Source organism: Mycobacterium sp. 852013-50091_SCH5140682, assembly GCF_001665685.1.
Classification (GTDB): Bacteria; Actinomycetota; Actinomycetes; order Mycobacteriales; family Mycobacteriaceae; genus Mycobacterium.
On sequence record NZ_LZTB01000010.1, the window covers coordinates 85326 to 104818 of the forward strand.

18 protein-coding genes are annotated in these 19493 nt (G+C 67.3%); 9 read left to right on the forward strand and 9 right to left on the reverse strand.

Annotated features, from left to right (window positions below; all coding sequences use genetic code 11):
• Positions 1-5: 5 nt before the first annotated feature.
• On the reverse strand, positions 6-803 hold the full coding sequence (locus tag A5784_RS02895; protein WP_029369870.1) for a family 1 encapsulin nanocompartment shell protein: 798 nt from the start codon (positions 801-803) through the stop codon (positions 6-8).
• Entirely contained in the window at positions 800-1837 is a 1038-nt protein-coding gene (locus A5784_RS02900) for a Dyp-type peroxidase (protein ID WP_064942146.1), read from the reverse strand. The genes A5784_RS02895 and A5784_RS02900 overlap by 4 nt, the downstream gene beginning before the upstream one ends.
• Positions 1838-1886: 49 nt before the next feature.
• Between A5784_RS02900 and A5784_RS02905 the strand changes: the two genes are divergently transcribed.
• From A5784_RS02905 to A5784_RS02915, 3 genes are read left to right on the forward strand one after another with little or no spacing between them, the layout of a single operon-like run.
• Entirely contained in the window at positions 1887-3146 is a 1260-nt protein-coding gene (locus A5784_RS02905; protein ID WP_064942148.1) for a M18 family aminopeptidase, read from the forward strand.
• Positions 3147-3161: 15 nt separating this feature from the next.
• Positions 3162-3509: a VOC family protein gene (locus tag A5784_RS02910; RefSeq protein ID WP_064942150.1), complete on the forward strand. Its 348-nt coding sequence runs from the start codon at positions 3162-3164 to the stop codon at positions 3507-3509.
• Positions 3510-3536: 27 nt separating this feature from the next.
• Positions 3537-4745, forward strand: a complete 1209-nt coding sequence (locus A5784_RS02915; protein ID WP_064942152.1) for a cation:proton antiporter domain-containing protein — start codon at positions 3537-3539, stop codon at positions 4743-4745.
• 9 nt (positions 4746-4754) lie between these two features.
• Here A5784_RS02915 and A5784_RS02920 read toward each other — a convergent pair whose 3' ends face one another.
• The gene (locus A5784_RS02920) at positions 4755-5732 is read right to left on the reverse strand and encodes a hypothetical protein (RefSeq protein WP_064942153.1); all 978 of its coding nucleotides are present in this window, start codon (positions 5730-5732) and stop codon (positions 4755-4757) included.
• A gap of 66 nt (positions 5733-5798) precedes the next feature.
• Between A5784_RS02920 and purL the strand changes: the two genes are divergently transcribed.
• The 3 genes from purL to A5784_RS02935 are packed head-to-tail and all read left to right on the forward strand — an operon-like array spanning position 5799 to position 10434.
• Positions 5799-8096, forward strand: coding sequence for a phosphoribosylformylglycinamidine synthase subunit PurL (purL, locus tag A5784_RS02925; RefSeq protein WP_064942155.1), 2298 nt, complete (start codon positions 5799-5801; stop codon positions 8094-8096).
• Entirely contained in the window at positions 8093-9817 is a 1725-nt protein-coding gene (locus tag A5784_RS02930) for an alpha/beta hydrolase (RefSeq protein WP_064942157.1), read from the forward strand. Before purL ends, A5784_RS02930 begins: the two co-directional genes overlap by 4 nt.
• On the forward strand, positions 9817-10434 hold the full coding sequence (locus A5784_RS02935) for an Rv0804 family intramembrane glutamic endopeptidase (protein WP_064942159.1): 618 nt from the start codon (positions 9817-9819) through the stop codon (positions 10432-10434). Before A5784_RS02930 ends, A5784_RS02935 begins: the two co-directional genes overlap by 1 nt.
• On the opposite strand, the gene A5784_RS02940 is transcribed toward A5784_RS02935, so the two are convergent.
• Genes A5784_RS02940 through A5784_RS02950 form a run of 3 tightly spaced genes read right to left on the reverse strand, consistent with a single transcriptional unit; the run spans position 10388 to position 13349 of the window.
• Positions 10388-11653, reverse strand: a complete 1266-nt coding sequence (locus tag A5784_RS02940; RefSeq protein ID WP_064942161.1) for an APC family permease — start codon at positions 11651-11653, stop codon at positions 10388-10390. The two genes, A5784_RS02935 and A5784_RS02940, sit on opposite strands and share 47 nt — an antisense overlap.
• Positions 11654-11672: 19 nt before the next feature.
• Positions 11673-12095, reverse strand: coding sequence for a PPOX class F420-dependent oxidoreductase (locus A5784_RS02945; protein WP_064942163.1), 423 nt, complete (start codon positions 12093-12095; stop codon positions 11673-11675).
• A gap of 45 nt (positions 12096-12140) precedes the next feature.
• A complete protein-coding gene (locus A5784_RS02950) occupies positions 12141-13349 on the reverse strand; it encodes an MCE family protein (RefSeq protein WP_064942165.1) in 1209 nt (402 codons plus the stop codon).
• 16 nt (positions 13350-13365) lie between these two features.
• On the opposite strand from A5784_RS02950, the gene A5784_RS02955 reads away from it, so the two are divergent.
• Positions 13366-13746, forward strand: a complete 381-nt coding sequence (locus A5784_RS02955) for a sterol carrier family protein (protein ID WP_064942167.1) — start codon at positions 13366-13368, stop codon at positions 13744-13746.
• A 3-nt stretch (positions 13747-13749) separates the two neighbouring features.
• On the opposite strand, the gene A5784_RS02960 is transcribed toward A5784_RS02955, so the two are convergent.
• Positions 13750-15102: a DoxX family protein gene (locus tag A5784_RS02960; RefSeq protein WP_232005920.1), complete on the reverse strand. Its 1353-nt coding sequence runs from the start codon at positions 15100-15102 to the stop codon at positions 13750-13752.
• Positions 15103-15312: 210 nt separating this feature from the next.
• Here A5784_RS02960 and purF point away from each other — a divergent pair, with 210 nt between their 5' ends.
• Positions 15313-16845: an amidophosphoribosyltransferase gene (gene purF, locus A5784_RS02965; protein WP_064942169.1), complete on the forward strand. Its 1533-nt coding sequence runs from the start codon at positions 15313-15315 to the stop codon at positions 16843-16845.
• A 62-nt stretch (positions 16846-16907) separates the two neighbouring features.
• Positions 16908-17999 (forward strand): phosphoribosylformylglycinamidine cyclo-ligase, encoded by a 1092-nt coding sequence (gene purM, locus A5784_RS02970; protein WP_064942171.1) that lies wholly within the window; start codon positions 16908-16910, stop codon positions 17997-17999.
• Positions 18000-18077: 78 nt separating this feature from the next.
• On the opposite strand, the gene A5784_RS37345 is transcribed toward purM, so the two are convergent.
• Together A5784_RS37345 and ygfZ are read right to left on the reverse strand one after the other, a co-directional pair.
• Positions 18078-18251, reverse strand: coding sequence for a DUF3073 domain-containing protein (locus A5784_RS37345; protein WP_072278584.1), 174 nt, complete (start codon positions 18249-18251; stop codon positions 18078-18080).
• A 142-nt stretch (positions 18252-18393) separates the two neighbouring features.
• Entirely contained in the window at positions 18394-19479 is a 1086-nt protein-coding gene (gene ygfZ, locus A5784_RS02975) for a CAF17-like 4Fe-4S cluster assembly/insertion protein YgfZ (protein ID WP_064942173.1), read from the reverse strand.
• Between the last annotated feature and the right edge of the window lie 14 nt (positions 19480-19493).

A 19493-nucleotide genomic window follows, 5' to 3' on the forward strand; every position in this document is an offset into this window, starting at 1 on the left:
GTGCGTCAGGCGGTGAGCGCGACCGATGCCTCGGCGGTGTAGCAGAGGAACGTCAGGGTCTCCTGCATGTACAGCTTGACGCTGTCGGCGTCGTGCGACAGATAGCCGATGGACACATCGGTGCCGAGGTGCAGATCGAAATCGCCACCGCGGGTGGACAACACGAACGCACCGTCGATGGCGGGGGCCCAGATGATGTCCCCGTCGACCAGCCGGCTCAGGTGATCGCGGATCGGATAGCCGTGTGCGGTGGTCTCACTGACCTTCGTGTAGGTCGCCGCCGACAGCAGCACCGAGTACGGGCCGTCGACACCGGCCAGGCGGAGCTCCGAAAGTGCCTGGGCGATCACGTCGGGAATCTCGCGGGCGTCGTCGGGAAGGGCCAGTGCGGGATTGGAGCTGGCGCTGCGGATGCCTTGGATGGATGCCGCGCCGTAGCCCTCGAAGATCGCCCGGTCTTCCACGAACGCCAGCTTTTTGGCGGCGTCCTTGACCGGATCCCAGTCCGAATCCTGCGCGCCCCGCTCGACATCGTCAATTGCGGTGCGCGACACCGTGAACGGCACGCGCAACCGCACCAGTGGCTGGCTCGCTCGCAGATTGGCCTGCACTCCGTCGGCGGGCGCTTCCACGTCGAGCAGATGACCGGTGCTCACCGCCGCCTCGACCGGACTGCCAGACCCCGTCACATCGACGACGCGCCGCCCGGCGATGTGGCGCTTGAACGTCCGAGTTGCCTCGGTTTCGATCTCGCCCCAGGCGGACTCGGTGATCGGAGCTAGTTCGCGGTAGAGATTGTTCATTGCGGTGTTCCTTTCAGGCTGCCGATCGCAAGTGAGGTGTCATTGCTGCTCGCCGCCGGCTCGTCGACCGAAACCGGTTGCGGTTCTTCTGCCCGGTCCGCCGGAAGAGGCGGTGGATCGTCCAGGAAGTCGATGGTGGGACTGAAGAACAAGCCGCCTGTGACGGCTGTGGAGAAGTCGAGGATGCGGTCGGTGTTGCCCGGGGGATCACCGATGAACATGTTGCGCAGCATCCGCTCGGTCACGTTCGGTGTGCGGGAATATCCGATGTAGTACGTACCGAATTCGCCCTTGCCGATCTCGCCGAACGGCATGTTGTGGCGGATGATCTTCAGCTCATTGCCTTCGGCGTCTTCGATGACGTTGAGGGCGACATGCGAATTGGGTGGCTTGACCGCATCGGGCATCTCGATGTCGTCGAGTTTCGTGCGGCCGATCACCCGCTCCTGTTCCTCGACGGACAACGAGTTCCACGACGTCATGTCGTGCAGGTATTTCTGTACGTGCACGTAGCAGCCGCCCGCGAAAGCGGGGTCCTCGTCGCCGATTTGGCTGGCGTTGCTGGCCACCGGCCCGTTCGGGTTCTCGGTGCCGTCGACGAATCCGAGCAGATCCCGGTTGTCGAAGAACTTGAAGCCGTGCACCTCGTCGACGATGGTGATGGCCCCCGCCATCGCATCGACGAGTTTGGTTGCGAGTTCGAAACATACGTCCATGGACTCGGCCCGCAGGTGGAACAGCAGGTCTCCGGGAGTCGCCGGGGCGTGGTGGCGCGGACCGTCGAGGGGGACAAAGGGATGTAGTTCGACAGGGCGTGGGCCGGAGAACAGTCGGTCCCAGGCCTCGGACCCGATCGACACGATCGCCGACAAATGTTTGGCGGGATCGCGGAATCCGATTGCGCGGACCAGGCCTGAGATGTCGGCAAGAGCGTCGTGGACTACCGCTTCTTGACCTTCGTCGATCGTCGAGACCATGAACACGGCAGCCGGTGTCAGCGGGGCCAGAACCGGCTGGGGTTGTGGTGCGGGCACATCAGGACCCTAGCGTGGACCGCCGCGAAATCCAGGCCAAGATAGAGATATGGCAGCTAGCCCCCATGGTCTGTGTGAGTTCATCGATGCCTCGCCGTCTCCGTTTCATGTGTGCGCTCACGCCGCACAACGGCTGACCGCAGCAGGTTTCACAGAGCTGGCCGAAACCGACGCGTGGCCCGCCGGCGGGCGCTACTTCACGGTGCGGGCCGGTTCGCTGGTGGCGTGGCGGGCCGACGGGCCCGGCGCGGTGAGGCCGTTTCGCATCGTCGGCGGGCATACCGACAGCCCGAATCTGCGGGTCAAGCAATATCCCGACCGCGTGGTGGCCGGCTGGCAGGTGGTGGCGCTGCAGCCCTACGGCGGTGCCTGGCTGAACTCCTGGCTGGACCGTGACCTCGGCATCAGCGGCCGGCTGGCGGTCCGCGTCGGGAACCGCGTCGAACACCGCCTGGTCTGCGTCGACGACCCCATCCTGCGGGTGCCGCAGCTGGCGATCCACCTGTCCGACGACCGCAAAGGCGTCAGCCCCGACCCGCAGCGACACGTGAACGCGGTGTGGGGGTTGGGGGAGCGGCCGGGGTCGTTTCTCGGCTTCGTGGCCGAGCGAGCCGGTGTCGCCGAGGCTGATGTGCTGGGGTTCGACCTGATGACGCACGACACGAACCCGTCGGCCGTCACCGGCGTCGACGACGAGTTCGTCAGTGCGCCACGGCTGGACAACCAGGTGACGTGCTACGCCGGGTTGGAGGCCTTCCTCGCCGCGGCCGACTCCGATCACGTCCCGGTGTTGGCGCTGTTCGATCACGAGGAGGTGGGCTCCACCTCCGACCACGGCGCCCAGTCCGAGTTGTTGCCCACCGTGCTGGAACGCATCACCCTGGCCGCAGGGGGCAGCCGGGAGGACTATCTACGCCGGGTGGCCGGATCGATGGTGGCGTCGGGCGACATGGCGCACGCGACCCACCCGAACTATCCCGAGCGTCACGAGCCGTCCCACCAGATCGCGGTCAACGCCGGGCCGGTGCTCAAAGTGCAACCGAATCTGCGCTACGCCACTGACGGCCGCACCGCGGCAGCCTTCGCGCTCGCGTGCGAGCAGGCAGGCGTGCCGCTGCAACGGTATGAGCACCGGGCCGATCTGCCCTGTGGATCGACGATCGGACCGATGACTTCGGCCCGCACAGGTATCCCCACCGTCGACGTCGGTGCGGCGCAGCTGGCGATGCATTCCGCGCGGGAGTTCATGGGCGCCCACGACGTCGCGGCCTACTCGGCGGCGCTGCAGGCGTTTTTGTCACCGGCCTGATCTATCGTCGGCCGCATGACGCTGCATGTGGAGATGGTCACCGTCGACTGTGCCGAACCCGAGTCGCTGGCCCAGTGGTGGGCACAGGCCCTCGGCGGCACGGTAAACGCCGCGATGCCAGGCGAATTCATCATTGTCGAGTCGCCAGACGGCCCCAAGCTGGGATTCCAGCACGTCGAGGATCCGACGCCGGGCAAGAACCGGGTCCACCTCGACTTCCATGCCGCCGACATGGAAGCCGAGGTGGCGCGGCTTGTCGGGCTGGGTGCCAGCGAAACCGGGCGGCACAGTTTCGGCGACGCGTTCTCCTGGGTGGTGCTCGCCGACCCGGCGGGCAACGCGTTCTGCATCGCCGGTCAGTAGCAGCCGTCAGCTGGCAGGATTCCGGCCATGCTGTTGTCGCTCGTCTCGGTCTCGGTGGTGCTGGCCTGCTGGTCGCTCTTCTCGCGTGGCTTCGAGCGACTGCGGCTCACGTCACCCATGGTGCTTGTGCTGGCCGGGATCGCGACCGGTTTCACCACCAAGGATGCGCTGGCGTCGACGCTGAATGCCGTAGCCGCCCAGCACGTGGTCGAAATCATCCTTGCCGTACTGCTTTTCGTCGATGCCACCGATGTGCGCGGCGGGTATCTCGGTGCTGACCCGCGTTCGGCACTGCGGTTGCTGTTCATCGCGATGCCCCTCGGCATGGCCGCGTCGGTGCTACTGGGCCTGTGGTTATTGCCGGGCCTGCCGTGGGCCGTGCTGCTGGTCATCGCCTGCGTGGTGGTGCCGACCGACTTCGCGCCGGCATCCTCGCTGCTGCGGGATGACCGGATTCCCGAACGGGTCCGTGGCCTGCTCAACGTCGAGGCAGGCTACAACGACGGCATCGTCTCGCCGGTCTTCATCTTCGCCGTCGTATTGGCCTCCGACCGGACCCACGCCGAGACTCCGCTGGACGCCCTGGGCCGGGCCATCCCCGAGGCAGGCAAAGCGCTGCTGATCGGCGCTGTCGTCGGCGCCGTCTTGGCGGTGGCGACCAACGCGGCCGAACGCCGTGGTCTGATGACCGGCCAGGCCAAACGCGTGATCCTGGTGACCGCGCCCCTGTTGTCGTTCGGCGCCAGCCTCGGCATCGGCGGCAACGGCTTCGTCTCGGCCTTCGTCTGCGGCATGGCATTCAACTACTTCCGGAACTCGCCGACGTTCACCACCGAACTGGAGCTCGTCGACGATGTCGGGTTCCTGCTGGCTTCCGGCATGTGGTTCGTCTTCGGCCTCACCGCAGTGCTGGCGCTCGGCTTCGGCGTGCCGTGGGGGATGGTTGTGTTCTGCCTGCTGGTGCTCACGGTGGTGCGCGTCGTCACGGTGCTGCTGGCAATGCTCGGCTCATCGGTCGGGTGGCCGGAACGGTTGCTGCTCGGCTGGTTGGGACCGCGCGGCACCAGCTCGATCGTGTTCGGGCTGCTGGCGTTCAATGCCCTCGAGGGCGTGGCCGAGGACACCGTCGTACAGGTGCTGGTGATCGCGGTGCTGGGCAGCGTCATCGTGCACGGGGCGAGCGCACCGGCGGCCGCTCGCGCCTATCAGCGCTCACAAACGAAGGTGGTCACATGACGGCCGGGCTCAGCCACGGCACTGCTCGAACTGCGCGCGCAGCCTGGCTTGCAGTTCCAAATCCGCCGGTGTCCGTGGCTGAGGTTCTCGGACGTCCTTCGAACAACCCCCGGGCCGCACCGTGATCTGTGCGTCCTCGACGTCGTACGCCGCGGGCAGCCCCGAGTCCTTGATGAGCTGAAGTTGAGCAACGACAACGCGATCCACGTCTGACGCTGGACCCGGGGGCAGGGCATCCAGAGTGAAGGCGTTCTGGTCGTCCTGGTCGAGATTGAACGCGCCGTCGATCGGCGCAATCTGATCGAGTGCCTCCCACAGAGCCAGTTGAGCCCGGTTGGGCAGGCCGTGGTTGGACCGGATGCGCGGTGCCTTGTTGGTGTCGGCGTCGAAGACGGTCCAGGCGACGGTCGAATCGGGGAAGTCCGTGGCGAGCCGCCGGACCGACGTCGCGAACTCCGAAGCACTAAGAGGGTCTTGCCAATGTTCGATGCTGCGCAGTCCGACGTCGAGGCTGGTGCTGTCGGGTGAGGCCGACCCGGTGATGTCGTAGGCATAGTCGCCCTTGGACAGGGTGAGCCAGTCCGCCCACGGCGCTTCCGGGGTGGAACGCGACGGTTCGAAGCGGACATACATCGTCGAACCTGACTGGGCGGGGTAGGACTGCGCGCTGCGCATGACAACGAAGCTGGCTCCCAGCCCGCCGTACACCCAGGAATCGTGGATCTGCGTGGCGAGGGTGTGGCCCAACGCTGACAACTGGTCGGCGGTCGCATCGGGGCTGACGTGCACGTTGAAGCTGGCGGTGCGGACCCCGAATCCGTCGTTGCTCGAGACGGTGTGAGTCACGAACGTCACACCCGGTTGCCGTCGCAACACGGTGTCGATCAGGCCAGCCGACCACGACCCCCTGAACTGGTAACAGGTGGCGACGAGCACCAACACCACGACGACAACGACGAGCCGCCCCCTGGACCCGAGCTTGCGCATCCGCCGAGTATGCCGCTGACCTGCTCGGGGTCAGAGCCGCAGGGCCGGCAACGATACACTCTGAGCGTGACGTCTGAGCTCACCCACGACATCGACTCGGTGGAGCGGGCAGCCGCCACCCCCGATCACCCCCAGCCCTACCGCGAACTCGGCCTCAAGGACGACGAGTACCAGCGGATCCGGGAAATCCTCGGCAGGCGTCCCACCGACGCTGAACTGGCCATGTATTCGGTGATGTGGAGTGAGCACTGCTCCTACAAGTCCTCCAAGGTGCACCTGCGCTATTTCGGTGAGACCACCACCGACGAGATGCGCGCAGGCATGTTGGCCGGTATCGGCGAGAACGCCGGCGTCGTCGACATCGGCGACGGCTGGGCCGTCACCTTCAAGGTCGAGTCCCACAACCACCCGTCCTACGTCGAGCCCTACCAGGGCGCGGCCACCGGTGTCGGCGGCATCGTCCGCGACATCATGGCCATGGGTGCCCGCCCGGTCGCGGTGATGGACCAGCTCCGCTTCGGTGCGGCCGACGCCCCCGACACCCGCCGGGTGCTCGACGGCGTGGTGCGCGGTGTGGGCGGCTATGGCAACTCGCTGGGCCTGCCCAACATCGGCGGCGAGACCGTCTTCGACGCGTCCTACGCGGGCAACCCTCTGGTGAACGCGCTGTGTGTCGGCGTACTGCGCAAAGAAGACCTGCACCTGGCCTTCGCGTCCGGCACGGGCAACAAGATCATCCTGTTCGGTGCTCGCACCGGCCTCGACGGCATCGGCGGTGTGTCGGTGCTCGCGTCGGAGACCTTCGGCGGCGACGAAGGGTCCGGACCCGGCCGCAAGAAGCTGCCCGCGGTACAGGTCGGTGACCCGTTCACCGAGAAGGTGCTCATCGAGTGCTGTCTTGAGCTTTACGCCGCAGGCCTCGTGGTCGGTATCCAGGATCTCGGCGGCGCCGGATTGTCCTGCGCCACATCCGAACTGGCCTCCGCAGGCGACGGCGGCATGCGGGTGGAGCTGGAGCGGGTACCGCAGCGCGCGGCCAACATGACGCCTGCCGAGATCCTGTCGAGCGAGTCGCAGGAGCGCATGTGCGCCGTCGTGGCGCCGGAGAACGTCGACGCGTTCATGGCCGTCTGCCGCAAGTGGGACGTGCTGGCCACCGTCATCGGTGAGGTCACCGACGGCGATCGGCTGCAGATCACCTGGAACGGCGAGACCGTCGTCGACGTGCCGCCTCGCACGGTCGCCCACGAGGGCCCGGTCTACCAGCGTCCGGTGGCGCGCCCCGACAGCCAGGACGCGCTGATCGCCGACACCTCGGCCAAGCTGCCGCGACCCACGACCGGCGACGAGCTGCGCGAGACCCTGCTGACGATGGTCGGGAGCCCGCACCTGTGCAGCCGGGCGTTCATCACCGAGCAGTACGACCGGTACGTGCGGGGTAACACCGTGCTCGCCGAGCATGCCGACGGCGGCGTGCTGCGCATCGACGAGTCCACCGGCCGCGGCATCGCGTTGTCCACCGACGCCTCCGGGCGCTACACCCAGCTGGATCCCTACACCGGCGCGCAGCTTGCGCTCGCCGAGGCTTACCGCAACGTCGCTGTCACCGGTGCCACACCGGTCGCGGTGACCAACTGCCTCAACTTCGGGTCCCCCGAGGACCCCGGCGTCATGTGGCAGTTCAGCCAGGCTGTCCGCGGCCTCGCCGATGGCTGTGCGACCCTTGGCATTCCGGTGACCGGCGGTAACGTCAGCTTCTACAACCAGACCGGGACCACCGCGATCCTGCCGACCCCCGTGGTCGGTGTGCTCGGCGTGATCGACGACGTCAAGCGCCGCATCCCCACCGGCCTGGGCACCGAGCCCGGCGAGACCCTGATGCTGCTCGGTGATACCCGCGACGAGTTCGACGGGTCGATCTGGGCACAGGTCACCGGCGACCACCTGGGTGGGGTGCCGCCGAAGGTCGACCTCGACCGCGAGAAGCTGCTGGCCGAGGTGCTGGTGGCGGCGTCGCGCGACGGGCTGATCTCCGCCGCCCACGACCTGTCCGAGGGTGGCCTGATCCAAGCCGTCGTCGAATCGGCGCTCGCGGGCGAAACCGGTTGCCGGGTAATCCTTCCCGAAGGAGACGATCCCTTCGTGACGTTGTTCTCCGAGTCGGCGGGCCGCGTCCTGGTGGCCGTGCCGCGCACCGAGGAGAGCCGGTTCCGGTCGATGTGCGAGGCACGCGGCCTGCCGGTAACCCGCATCGGCGTGGTCGACCAGGGGAGTGATTCGGTCGAAGTGCAGGGCCAGTTCAGCGTCACCTTGTCCGAGCTGCGGAGCACGTCGGAGGGCGTGCTACCCGGGTTGTTCGGGTGATTGAACAGACCACAAACCGACATCCGTTACTGGTCTGGGCCTGGAATCTGGTCCGGCTCGATTTCGCAGGCATCGCCGTCGGCGCCCTGTTTTTCTGTCTGTCGCTGACCCCGTCGCTGCTGCCCAGGGATTGGTTGTTCGCCGGGCTGATCGGCGGGATCAACGCCGCGATCGGCTACGGCATCGGCGTCGTACTGGGAAAAGTGCTGTACCGCTTGCTTTTGCGACGCAGAACGTGGTGGCCCCCGGGCAAGCGGGTGCTCTACGGCCTCAAGGTCGTCGTCGTCGCCGGCGCGATCACGGCATGCATTCTGATGCTGATCCCGGCTGCCGCCTGGCAACGGCAGGTGTCGGCGGTGATGGGCATGGAAGGGCCGGGTACTGCAGGCTATCTGCGCACGTTGATCATCGCCGTCGCCGTCGGGACGGCGTTGATCTCCACTGCACGGGTTCTGCGCGACGCCGTGCGCCTGCTGGCCCGGCTGTTCATCCGCCGTTGGCATCTGCACCGTGAGGTCGCCCAGTTCATCGGGACCGCGATCGTGGTGGTGCTGGTGATCACGCTGGTCAACGGTGTGCTCTACCGCGGGTTCCTGGCCGGGGCCAGCCAGGTGTTCCAGCCGCAGAACACCACCACCCGCGAAGGCGTCAGTCAGCCCGATGAACCTGAAAGGTCGGGAAGCCCAAGCTCTTTCGCGCAATGGAACACACTTGGCTTCCAGGGGCGCAACTTCGTCGCCACCGGACCGCACGCCGACGAGCTCACCAAGCTCAACGGAAGGCCTGCCAAGGAGCCCATCCGCGTCTACGCCGGATTGCAGACCGGCGACAGCGATGAGGAGCGGATTTCGGTGGTGCTCAGCGAACTTGAGCGCACCCACGCGTTCGACCGCAAGCTGCTGGTGATCGTCCCGACCACGGGCACCGGCTGGGTCAACCCGGTCGCCGCGCGGGCGCTGGAGATGATGTACAACGGCGACACCGCGATGGTCGGTATGCAGTATTCCTATCTGCCGAGCTGGATTTCGTTCATGGCGGACCGGGAGAAATCGGTGGATTCCGGGCGGACCATGATCGATGCCATCCAGGAGCGCTGGGCCCAACTGCCCGCGGACCACCGGCCCGAACTGGTGCTCTACGGCGAGAGCTTGGGTTCGCTGGCGGGGCAGGGAGCATTCAGCTGGCTGCCCGACATCGCGAGAATGGGTTTCTCCGCGGTGTTGTGGGTGGGCCCACCGAACGCCAGCACGCTGTGGCACGGCCTGTTGGTGCGACGCGATCCGGGAAGCCCGGCGGTCAGACCGCGCTACGACAACGGTCGCACGGTCCGGTTCTCCGAGGCTGTCGATCCCGGCGAGATCGCCGCCGACACGGCAGGACCCTGGGAGGGGACGCGGGTGCTGTTCCTGCAGCATCCATCGGACCCCATCGTCTGGTGGTCGACGGATCTGCTGTTCTCCCGGCCGGATTGGCTCGTCGAGCCACCGGGCCGGGACCGCACGGCATCGATGCGCTGGTATCCGATCATCACGTTCTGGCAGGTCGCAGCGGACATCACCAACGCCTCCGGGGTGCCGGCCGGGCACGGGCACAACTACGGCGAATCGGTATTGGACGGCTGGGCGGCGGTCGCGCCGCCCGCCGGCTGGACACCGCATGACACCGAGCGGATCCGGATCGCGCTGCAGAAGACGATGGCCGAGGACGGCCCCGAAAACTGATGCCCGCGAACAAGTTACGGGCACTGCTGCTGGCCGGTGGGCTGGTGGCCTGGAGCACCCTGGTCGATCCCCGGCTGCCGGCGCGCTGGCAGCCCGTGCTGCGGGCGGCTTTGGGGACCGGCCTGGTCGCGCTCACTCGCGCCCCGACCGGCCTACAGCCCGCCCGGGCCCGGCCCGGCCTGCGCTGGGGCGGGGCCGCCGCCGTCGCGGTCACCGCCGGGACTGCGGCGACGACGGCGGTGCCCGCGGTCCGCGCCGCGATGCGTCGGCGGGAACTTCCCTCCGATCCGGTCGGATGGCTGGCGCTGCGGATTCCGATCGGCACGGTGTGGGCGGAGGAGACGACCTACCGCGCGGCGCTCGCGAACCTGGGTTCCGGTGCATTCGGTCCGCGTGGCGGGCGGCTGCTGCAGGCGGTGGCATTCGGCTTGTCGCACATCGCCGATGCCCGGGCGACAGGGGCACCGGTCATCGGCACCGTGCTGGTGACCGGCGGCGCGGGCTGGGTGTTCGGATGGCTCGCCGACCGCTCCGGTGGTCTGGCCGCGTCGATGTTGACGCATCTGGCACTCAACGAGGCTGGGGCGCTGGCCGTCCTGTTCGTCCGACGCCGCTGAGCAGCGCTGCAACACCGACGATCAGGACCGTGACGCCCAGCGGCCACCATGCCGCAATCGTGAAGTCCCTGGCCCGCAGCGGGATGAACACCACCGCAGCTGCCGTCGCCAACATCACGACCCGCGGCCCCTGCATCGCGGCGGGTGTCCCCGATACGCGCGAGTTTGCTTCGGCGACAAGGACGTACACCGCGAGCAGCAGCAGTGCCGCCACGATGGACAGCAGGCCGCCGATATCGCGCTGATAGCGGCAGAGCGCCACGGCAACGACGGCGGTGCCCGCCGCTACCAGGCAGGAGGTCGCGACCCCGCCGCCGAACAGCCGGCCGGCGACCCGCGTCGCTGCCCACAGCAGCGCAAGGACGGCCGCACATGACAGCGGTACCGGACCCGCGAGCAGCCAGAGACGACTTGGCTCACCGAAGATTTCGATCGCGATCGACGAGAACGAACTGGCCTGGTACTGGAAACCGCTTGCCGTAGCGAGGTTCACCGCCACCAGCAGCGTGACCGTGCAGACGGCGACGGCGGCCAACACCACGCCGAGGGGCCGGCCCACCGAGCGCAGCCTGCCGTTGGCGGCGCTGGCCACTTCAAACCCGGCCAGTCCCAGACCAAGTGGAATCACGGTGGCCAACGTGACCAGCGCTGACGGAAAGCGTTGCGGGCCGATGTCGAGCGGCGCGGTGCCGCTGAGCATCTTGGCGATGATGGCCAGGCCGACGTAGAAGTACACCAACAGACCCACAGCCGCGAGCGCCGCGGCAGCCGCGCCGATGGTCCGGGTCGGCAGCACGGCAACCAGGGTTGCGGCCAGGCCGACGAAGGCCAGTGACAACGTCGGCCACCACCAGCTGGCCATCGCTGACGCCGGGTCCGCCGAGTGATAGAACGACAGGCCGCCCAGCGACACCGCGACGCCTGCGGCCATGACGGCGTAGGCCGCCAGTTGGATCATGCCGGTGAATCGCGCGGCCGACGGACCGAGCGTGGATCCGACCAGATCGCCGGTCGAGGGCGCTTGCGGTGCCTGACGATGCAACCGCTCGAGCGCGTAGACCACCACCGCGGCGATCAGTACGGCACCGAGAGCGCCGATTCCGTTGAACACAGCGCTTCCGGCTACTGCGAGCGACAGGCCGGCCGCTCGCCACATCGGCAAAACCCCGGGCACGAAGTAGCCGATATCGTCGGTCTCGGACACCGTCCGCTTCGGCATCGTTCGATGGTAAGGCCGCCTACATCGTCCTGACGTCAGGAATCAGTTGGTGCGGTTCGGTTTCCTGATCGTCGATGCCGAAGCTGATGATCTTGCGCGGCGTCACCCGGATTATGGCGGTGTCCAACTCATCGCCCGCGGCCCCGCGGGCGGCAGGCACCTGGGCCTGCTCGGCGGTGCCGCGGATCTCCAGGCAGCGAACGCGCCACGGGTTGCGGGAGGCGATGTCGTCGACCACGAATGCGACTTTCTGATTGCCGGCGATGTTGCGGAATTTCTGGCTGTGCGACATGCGGTAACCGGCGATGTCGATCGTGCCGAGCTGCTCGTTGTACGTGAAGCCCACCGGGCTGTTCTGCGGCGTGCCGTCGGGTTGGATGGTGGCCAACCTACCCAGGTCGGCATCGCGCAGAAATGCGATCTCGTGCGGTTTGAACAACATGTCGTCACGGTAGAACCTCAACGAAAGTTGATGTCAACGCCTGCGTCACGGGTTGATGGTCGGTTCCCCGATCTGACGGCCCCATACGTAGTCGGTGAACATCGGTGAGCCGAGCTCGAGGTGGTTGTACGGCGCGATCGACAGCCCGGTGTCCATCACGAGATACGGAGCGGGCCACAGGTCGCGCGTGATCTTCTGCCAGCAGCCCGGCTTGCCCTCGGGACCGCCGTGGGCGTTCACGCGCGGCAGGTTGTCCGGATAGACGAAGGCATTGGCCGAACCGATGCTGTACAGCGTGCCGGAGGACGCCAGCGAATAGCCGTTGTCTCCGCCGAGCGCCAGGTTCAGCTCCGGCGCGACGTCGTGATAGTTGCGGATCATGCACAGGATTTCGCCTTGATACTCGTCGAGCAGCTTCGACGTCGGAATCAGGTCCTGCGCGCCGCGCTGCAGGTACGGTCCGCCGCGTTCCAGGATGTCGGCCCCGGTCCCGGCGAACCCGATCGCCGCCATCAGTGCCGAATCGATGTTCTCGCGCTCGGCATTGAACGTGGCTGCGGTGCGGGTCGCGCTGGTCAACCCGTCGAACAGGTCCGGCGCCGCATCGGTGTACACATCGCCGAGATCGGCCAACGCGCTGATGTCGTGGCGCAACTGCGGCATCCGCGGGTTCAGGTCGTCGAGGATGGCGTTCCCGTCGACCAGCGAACGGCCGAACTTGTCGCCGAGACCGGACAGCGCCTGCGCGGTGGCTGACAGGGTCTGGTTGAGCTTGATCGGGTCGGCCTGCTCGGAGATGGCCGTGATGGTTTCGAAGAGCGTGTTGAACTCGGTGGTCACCGCGGACACTTCGACCGGCGTGGTGGTGGAAACCCGCTCTGCACTTGGCTTTTGCGGCGAGCGGAAGGCGACGTACTTGTTGCCGAACACGGTGGTGGCCTGGATCGAGGTTTCCACGTTGGCAGGTAACAGGTTCAGATAACGCGGGTCGATGTCGAGCATGACCCGCGCTTTGAGGTCATCGCCGTTGACTGTGCTGACACCCGCGACCCGGCCGATCGGGACACCGTTGTAGGTGACCTTGGATCCCGGGTCCAGCACCAGGCCGGCGCGTGAGGACAACAGGGTCAGCTGGGCTTTCGGCTGGAAAGCCCCGCGGAACTGCAGCGCGATCAGCATCAGCAGAAGCGCCACGACCGCAAGGAGAGCGGCTCCGGCCGTCTTGTACGGCGGATTGTGGCGATCGGCAAACACTTTGAGACACTAAGGTATGGCAGCGCGCGGTAGTGCAGATCCGGTGAAGACCCGGGTCGCCGTGTCGGCGGTAGCCGACTGGTTGCGCGACGCAGGCGCCCCAGAGCCAAGTCGGGCCGAGCTTGCCGACGCGGTACGGCTCACGGCGCGCACGCTGGCCGCGGTTGCACCAGGCGCGAGCGTCGAGGTGCGGGTACCCCCGTTCGTGGCGGTGCAGTGCATCCAGGGGCCGCGCCACACCCGCGGCACGCCGCCGAACGTCGTCGAAACCGACGCCCGCACCTGGCTGCTGCTTGCCACGGGGCTGTTGTCGCTCGACGACGCCACGGGCGTCGTGCAGCTGTCGGGTTCGCGCGCCACCGAGGTCGCGCGGTGGCTACCACTGGTCGCGCTATAGCGTTCAGCGGAAGAACGGATAGTCCTGAACCCAGTGAAAACCTCTGTTGCGCAGGGTGAATCCGGTCAGGTCGACCTGGTTGAGCGTCATCGCAACGGGACGGCCCTGCACGGTGCCTACCAGGTGCAGCTGCTGCGCAGTCGGGCGTGACACGGTCAGTTCGGCCAGCACGTGGCCGCCCGGTTCCGAGGCCCGGATGGTGTCCGCACTGATCTCAGCGGTCGCGTCCACCAGGTCGCCGTTCATCCGCTGGTAGGTCATCGCGCCGGGCTTGTCGAAAACCACACGTTGCCAACGGGTCTGGTCGGTGGTCAGTGGCGGCAGCGGCGTGCCGTCGACGCTGAACTCGCCGACCGACCAGATGCCGTACAGCTCGGGTTTGGCGCTACCGCCACCGTATTGGTGCCAGGCCTGCCAACCGGTCCAGACGCAGCCGATCGCCACCCAGACGCCGAGCACTGCTTGAGCCGTGCCGATTCTCCGATTGGCGCGCTCGGTGCCGAACAGCTCGGGCTGGCTGACCGGCTCCGACGGGCGTTGCAGCACAAACAGGTTCGTCAACCGGCGCAGCTGCGGGGCGAGCACGACCAGGCTCATCAGCAGGAGGTGGCCGGACAGGATCTTGACCGGCACGTCGAACGTCATGTTCAACAGGAACACCTGCGCCATGCTCACCAGGCCGACCAACGCGCCCAGCGTCGCGGTGCGCGGCAGGAACAGCAGCACCCCGGCCAGCACCTCCGCGGCGCCCAACGCCATCTCGTAGGGCTGCGACGTGCCCACCTGCAGCCACAGCACCGACGCGGGGCTGAAGTTGCCGTAGGGCTGCAGCAACGCGGTCAACGGCGGGCTCGGCATCTGTGTCGGGATGAGTTTGGCGAACCCGTAGAACAGCATCTGGCCCGCGACGCACAACCGCACGAACGTCAGAAACCACGCCCACAGTCGCGAGTAGTCGCGGCGGTCCCGGTCGACCAGCGACCACACCGCGGTGCCGACGACGGCGATGACCAGCAGGCAGAACACCATTACCCAAATGGCGGCCTGATCGCCGCTGCCCGAATCCCGATGCAACACCGCCTCGACACCGAAGACATTCCTGCCGACCCAGCTCAACACCGGGCCGAGCACCGTCATCTGCCACATCACGGCCGATTCCGGCAACCACCGGCCGACGATGCCGAGGAAGGCGAACGTGATCTGCGCGAACAGCAGACAGAACAGGCCGAAGTAGATGAAGCAGAATCGAAATGAGGTCTTCGTCACGTTGGACCACGGGTGCCGTTGAGCTTCGCCGACGGAATCGGCAGGACCGGTATCTGGCTTCTCCGAGAGTTGACTGGTCACGAAAGTCATCCTTGCCGTTGGCCAGTGGCGAATCGATGGGGTTATCCCGACGGATCGGGGTGGGGTTGTCCACACCACCGGAGTGGGCCGGAAATGCGGCCGCGGCGTCCGTTGTTGAACGTTCCCGATACCAGAAGCGGCCATTCGATTCTTTTTCAGGCCCATCTGGACCGTAGACTCTGTGATGTCTCCAACCGCCGCCCCGGGAGCAGCCCTATCGTGACTGGTCAGGAACTCGACGACAACGAACCGCGCGAAGAGTGTGGTGTATTCGGGGTCTGGGCCCCGGGAGAAGACGTCGCGAAGCTCACCTACTACGGCTTGTACGCGCTGCAGCACCGTGGTCAGGAAGCCGCGGGTATCGCGGTCACCGACGGTTCACAGATCCTTGTGTTCAAGGATCTGGGCCTGGTCAGCCAGGTGTTCGATGAGCAGACCCTGGCCGCCATGCCGGGCCACGTCGCCGTCGGCCACTGCCGCTACTCGACCACCGGCTCCACCACGTGGGAGAACGCCCAACCCGTCTTCCGCAACACCGCCGCAGGCACGGGCGTGGCGCTCGGGCACAACGGCAACCTGGTGAACACCGCCGAACTCGCCCGCCGGGCGCGCGAAGCGGGCCTCATCGACATGAAGGGTGCCCCGGCGGCCACGACGGACTCCGACATCCTGGGCGCACTGCTGGCCCACGGCGCCGCTGACGCCACGCTGGAGCAGGCCGCCCTCGACCTGCTGCCGACCGTGCGCGGCGCGTTCTGCCTGACCTTCATGGACGAGACGACCCTCTACGCCGCCCGCGACCCGCACGGGGTGCGGCCGCTGTCGCTGGGCCGGCTGGACCGCGGCTGGGTGGTCGCCTCCGAGACCGCGGCCCTCGACATCGTGGGCGCCTCGTTCGTCCGTGACATCGAGCCAGGAGAACTGCTGGCCATCGACGCCGACGGGGTGCGCTCCACCCGCTTCGCCAACCCGGAACCCAAGGGCTGCGTCTTCGAATACGTCTACCTGGCCCGCCCCGACAGCACGCTTGTCGGCCGTTCGGTGCACGCCACGCGCGTCGACATCGGCCGGCGGTTGGCCCGCGAGCACCCCATCGACGCCGACCTGGTGATCGGTGTGCCCGAATCGGGCACCCCGGCGGCGGTCGGGTACGCGCAGGAATCGGGCATCCCGTATGGGCAGGGCCTGATGAAGAACGCCTACGTGGGCCGCACGTTCATCCAGCCGTCGCAGACCATCCGCCAGCTGGGCATCCGGCTCAAGCTCAACCCGCTCAAAGAGGTGATCCGGGGCAAGCGGCTGATCGTCGTCGACGATTCGATCGTCCGCGGCAACACCCAGCGCGCCCTGGTCCGCATGCTGCGGGAAGCCGGCGCCGTCGAGGTGCACGTCCGGATCGCGTCCCCGCCGGTCAAATGGCCCTGCTTCTATGGCATCGACTTCGCCACCCCGGCGGAACTGATCGCCAACGCCGCGCCCAAGGAACACGAGGGTGAGATGCTGGAGGCCGTGCGCCACGCCATCGGCGCCGACACCTTGGGCTACATCTCCCAGCAGGGGATGATCGCGGCCACCGAGCAGCCCGCCACCCGGTTGTGCTCGGCCTGCTTCGACGGCAACTACCCGATCGAACTGCCTGGTGAGGCCGCGCTCGGCAAGAACGTCGTCGAGCACATGCTGGCCACCGCGGCGCGTAGCGGCATCCCGGTGAGCGCCGAGAACGACAACGTCTCGGCGCTGCGCAGGCCCTGAGGAGACCGTCAGCGCGCTGGCGCTGTATCGCGCCGATCTCCGGGGCGGTAGCCTTATTTGCGATGACTAAAGGCGCCGCACAGCACGGCATCGCCGATCAGCAGGGCATTTCCTACGCATCGGCCGGGGTGGACATCGAAGCCGGTGACCGCGCTGTAGAACTCTTCAAACCGCTCGCTGCCAAAGCAACCCGTCCCGAGGTCCGGGGTGGTCTGGGTGGCTTCGCCGGACTGTTCGCACTGCGCGGCGGTTACCGCGAGCCGGTCCTGGCCTCGTCGACCGACGGAGTGGGCACCAAACTGGCGGTGGCCCAAGCCATGGACAAGCACGACACCGTCGGACTGGACCTGGTCGCGATGGTCGTCGACGATCTCGTCGTGTGCGGGGCCGAGCCACTGTTCCTGCAGGACTACATCGCCGTCGGGCGCACCGTCCCGGAACGCGTCAGCGCCATCGTGTCCGGCATCGCCGACGGGTGTGTGCTGGCCGGCTGCGCGCTGCTCGGCGGCGAGACGGCCGAGCACCCGGGCCTGATGGAGCCCGACCACTACGACATCTCCGCGACGGGCGTCGGCATCGTCGAGGCAGACGATGTGCTGGGGCCTGATCGGGTCAAGCCTGGCGACGTGATCATCGCCATGGCGGCCAGTGGCCTGCACTCCAACGGCTACTCACTGGCCCGCAAGGTGCTGCTGGAGATCGACCGCATGAACCTGGCCGGCCACGTCGAGGAGTTCGGCAGAACCCTCGGTGAAGAGCTGCTGGAGCCGACGCGCATCTACGCCAAGGACTGCCTGGCACTGGCGGCCGAAACACAGGTCCGCACGTTCTGCCACGTCACCGGCGGCGGCCTGGCCGGCAACCTGGAACGGGTCATCCCACACGGCCTGACCGCGACACTGGATCGCGGCACGTGGACGCCCGCTCCGGTGTTCCAGATGATCGCCCAGCGTGGCCGCATCGAACGCGTCGAGATGGAGAAGACGTTCAACATGGGCGTCGGCATGGTCGCCGTCGTCGCGCCGGAGGACACCGACCGTGCGCTGGCGATCCTGACTGCGCGGCACCTGAACTGCTGGACGCTGGGAACCGTCGAGAAGGGCGGGAAGGACAGTTTGCGCGCCCAACTCGTCGGTCAGCACCCGCGCTTCTAACCCGGAAAGGGTTCTTCTCGCGGATAGAGGAATCCGGCCCTGCGGACAAGGTGCCGTGGGGCCGGAATGCCGGTCAGCTCAGCGCCGCCAGTCGTCCTCGTTAGCCCACTCGTCGGCGTCGTCGTTTGCATCCTCGGAATCGGGAGCACCCGACAGCTCACGTTGGAGCTGGGAGAAATCGGTCTGCGGTGAGCTGTACTTGAGCTCACGTGCAACCTTGGTCTGCTTTGCCTTAGCCCGGCCGCGGCCCATGGGGGGACCCCCTCGCGCAATAACGGAGCGGCCCATTTGCTAGGCGGCTCCGATCTGTGTGTCTTTATTGTCCTGCCAACACTTTACCGTGCCCGGCGGCGAAGTGCTGGCAGGCCCTGCCTCCGAGGGGGCGTGAGTGCCGTCATGTCCCGCTGCGCAGCCGATCCACCGCAGCTCGTCCGGCGCCCGCGCTGGTGTCCGCGGCAGGCATCGAGTCCGGGTCGATGACGGCCGCCACGGCTACCTCGCCGCCGGTGAGCAGCTCGGTCTCGACCGGAATTCCGCGTTTGAGCAGCGCGAGCGCGATCGGGCCTTCGTCGACGTGATCGACAACGGTGCCCAGCCGGCCGACTGTGCGGCCGCCCGCGGTCACCGGGTCACCGGGCGACGGGCGTTCGGAGGATCCGTCGAGCTGCAGCAGAACCAGGATGCGCGGTGGTTTGCCCAGGTTGTGTACGCGCGCGACGGTCTCCTGGCCCCGGTAGCAGCCCTTGTCCAGATGGACCGCGGACCCGATCCAGCCAACCTCATGCGGGATGGTGCGTTCGTCGGTGTCGACCCCCAGACGCGGCCGACGTGCCGCGACCCGGTGTGCTTCGTAGGCCCAGACCCCGGCGGGCTGCACCCCGGCCGCCGCCAGCCGCTGCTTCCACGCGTCGACCTGATCGCGGGGCACCACGAGATCGAGTTCGAGCGTGTCGGCAGGCATGCGGCGGACGAATCCGCCGTCTGCCAGCGGGACCGCCGACAGCTCGGCGGGCAGGACATCGAGGCCCAGCGCGGTCAGCACCGCCGAGTCGGCAAGCGCCGGGCCCAGTAGCGAGAGCACCGCGAGCTCGGCCGGCTCGATCTGGACGTCGGCCCAGAACACCATCTTGCGCAGATAGCTGAGCAGCGGTTCGGCCCGCCACGACTCGGTGTCGAGATAGGTGGTGCCGCCGAGTTCGGTCTGAATCCAGTGATCCTCGACCCGGCCCTGCAGATCCAAGCTGAGGTTCTCCGTCACGGCGCCGTCGGGCAGCGCGCTCACATGCTGCGTCGAGATGCTGTGCAGCCAGCTCTGGCGGTCTTTCCCGGTGAGGGTGAGCGCTGCGCGGTGGGAGCGGTCGACCACGACGGCACCCCGGGCCGCGGCCCGCTGTTCACCGAGGGGATCGCCGTAATGCCACACGGCACCGGCATCAGGGCTGCTGTCGGGTGCGGGAACCGCAGTCGGTACTTCTGACATGGTCCAACTCTACG